Below are 2,448 nucleotides of genomic sequence, written 5' to 3'. Positions count from 1 at the left end.
CTTCTTCTACATCAAGGTGGGTAGGGTCTGACACTGCAACACTGAGTGAGCAAGCCGTTTTGCCAACGGGCAGCGCTTGCAAGCGAGTGATGAGCTCACGTAAGCCAAGGGTTTGGCACAGCTCAGCGTAGGGCGTTTGCGACAGGTCGATGACGTTGAGCCCAAACAGCTGACTGAGGTGCTCAGTCAATTGGGTATGGTTAATAATGGCCAGCTCGTGCAAAGCGTCAGGGACGGAGCCCCCTGACGCTTGCACATGCTCCAGCACTTGTCTCTCTTGCGCTGCGTCAAGCAACTTGGCTTGACGCAGGATTGAGGGGAGATTGGTGAGCATTAAGAGCAGCCGCTTGGCTTAGCCGATGCAGGCACGTGCGTGTTAGTTTCACATACCCAGCCTGAAGACTCCTTCTTGTAAGTAATAGTACCTTCACTACCTGATGTCGCCATTGATCCTTGAGTGAACTGGAATTGAATTGAATTATTGGCGCTAACACTTAACGTCCCTAATGTGCTAGAGCCTGCAGAAATACCAATAGCAGCAAATAGTGCAGTTTCGTCTGTGGTAGTGAAATCGCCATTTTCTTGGATATACAATTCTGCGGGTGTAATTGTAGATTTCAGTGTTGCTAGCGCCGACGCTGCTTCACTTTTTGCCACATAGTTTTGGTAGGCAGGAACAGCAATTGCCGACAATACCCCAATAATCGCCACTACGATCATCAATTCAATTAAAGTAAAACCAGCTTGCTGGCGACGTGGTTTGGTTTGCATAGAACTCTCCATTTGGGTGCTTGAGGCACCGCGGTGTTTGTTGATGGGGAGAGCATAGAAGGGCTATGAAACTTGTGGAAATGGTGGCGCAGCGCTTTCCGAGTCAATTAGGAAAAAATACGACTTGATTTCATTTACACGGCAAATTACTTCGAGCGAGGACAAAACTTTATTAGAGTCGAGAGGCTTTAGTGTGAGAGAAAAACAAAAAATGGAGACGCGAGGTCTCCATTTACTGATTGAAAAATAAGATCTTTCTTCCATTGTTAAGTCAACGGGGCGCTTTGCTGAAAGCAAAGCCAAGCGGTAGCGCGAAAACGCTGCTTCAAAATACGGCTTTAAAACGCCTCTTTAAAACGCATAGAGAGATCGAGCGCTTTAAGGTGTTTGGTCAAAGCGCCGACGGAGATGTAATCCACACCAGTCTCTGCAAACTCGCGGATGGTCTCAAGCGTGACATTGCCTGAGTTCTCAAGCGCAGCGCGCCCGGCATTGATTTTCACCGCTTCACGCATCATCTCTGTGGTGAAGTTGTCGAGCATGATGATGTCTGCACCAGCATCGATCGCTTCTTGCAGCTCTTGCAAGCTTTCGGTTTCCACTTCCACAGGTTTGCCCGGGTTCAGTTGCTTGGCCATCTTAATGGTTGGCGTGATGCCGCCATTGGCAATGATGTGGTTTTCCTTGATGAGGTAGGCATCAAACACACCGATGCGGTGGTTAAAGCCGCCACCGCACGCCACGGCGTATTTCAGTGCGCTGCGAAGGCCAGGAATGGTTTTGCGCGTATCAAGCAAGCGACAGTCAGTGCCTTGCAGCTGTTTGGCGTATTGCGCCACGGTACTCGCGCAGCCAGACAGCGTTTGGATAAAGTTCATCGCGTTACGCTCGCCGGTCAGCAGCATGCGTGATGAACCCGTTAAGGTGCACAGCACTTGGTTGGGCTCCACGGTGTCACCATCGTCGACGTTCCATTCAATCGTCACTGGGCTGCCACCGGGCTGCTCGGCAAGCTGCTTGAAGACTTCTTCTGCCCACGCTTTACCACAGAACACACCGTGTTCGCGAGTGATTAAGGTGGCTTGGTTCTGTGCATCTGCAGGTATCAGAGCCGCGGTAATGTCGGCTGCGGGCTCCAAAGTGCCACCGAGATCTTCTTTCAGCGCGTCGGCCACCGCTCGCGTGATCTCCAGCGGAAGTTGCTGCTTCAAATATTCAAGACGTTCTTGGCTATTGTGTGTGTTTTTCATCGCAAATCTAATACGCAGTTGAACAGAGTGGGGCATGATACGCTGACTGAGCATGAAATTCAGCCATTATTCTCGCATTTTATCTCAGGCGAGATAGACTCTAGCCAGGCTATGTTTGAGTTCCGAGTCGTATAACAACATGATAGATAACCAAGGGTGGTATCAAGCGGCGCGTCATGTGCCCTCACCGTTTTTTGATCAAAGACCACAAGGTGAGACGATCTCTTTGCTGGTGGTGCACAACATCAGTTTGCCACCGGGCCAATTTGGTGGCCCCTATATCGAGCAGTTTTTTAGTGGAACGCTCGATCCTAACGCACATCCGTTTTTTTCTGTCATCCATAAAATGGGCGTCTCGGCGCACTGCTTGATTCGCCGTGATGGTGAGGTAGTGCAATTTGTATCGTTTGATGATCGCGCTTGGCAT

The 2,448-nt window shown here is 50.2% G+C and carries 4 protein-coding genes; 1 reads left to right on the top strand and 3 read right to left on the bottom strand.

Features of this window, described 5'->3' with window-relative positions; translation table 11 throughout:
- The 3 genes from AC6R1O_RS17250 to nadC form a co-directional block, all read right to left on the bottom strand.
- On the bottom strand, positions 1-334 hold a 334-nt coding region (locus tag AC6R1O_RS17250; protein WP_500657491.1), incomplete at its 3' end, for a GspE/PulE/PilB domain-containing protein.
- Positions 334-771: a pilin gene (locus tag AC6R1O_RS17245; protein ID WP_500629307.1), complete on the bottom strand. Its 438-nt coding sequence runs from the start codon at positions 769-771 to the stop codon at positions 334-336. The genes AC6R1O_RS17245 and AC6R1O_RS17250, both read right to left, overlap by 1 nt.
- Before the next feature lie 338 nt (positions 772-1,109).
- On the bottom strand, positions 1,110-2,021 hold the full coding sequence (gene nadC / locus AC6R1O_RS17240) for a carboxylating nicotinate-nucleotide diphosphorylase (protein WP_500657490.1): 912 nt from the start codon (positions 2,019-2,021) through the stop codon (positions 1,110-1,112).
- 139 nt (positions 2,022-2,160) lie between these two features.
- Between nadC and ampD the strand changes: the two genes are divergently transcribed.
- Positions 2,161-2,448: 1,6-anhydro-N-acetylmuramyl-L-alanine amidase AmpD (ampD, locus tag AC6R1O_RS17235; protein ID WP_500657489.1), on the top strand; the 288-nt coding region annotated here is incomplete at its 3' end.

It is taken from the genome of Vibrio sp. R11-SG3-ISO3-SZ (assembly GCF_059834345.1).
The sequence above is the reverse complement of the archived record's forward strand: the minus strand, read 5'-3'. Positions and strand labels throughout refer to the sequence as shown.

Excerpts from the sequence above, each read along its gene's own strand:
- AC6R1O_RS17245 (WP_500629307.1), bottom strand. The coding sequence starts at position 771 with ATGCAAACCAAACCACGTCGCCAGCAAGCTGGTTTTACTTTAATTGAA.
- nadC (WP_500657490.1), bottom strand. The coding sequence starts at position 2,021 with ATGAAAAACACACACAATAGCCAAGAACGTCTTGAATATTTGAAGCAG.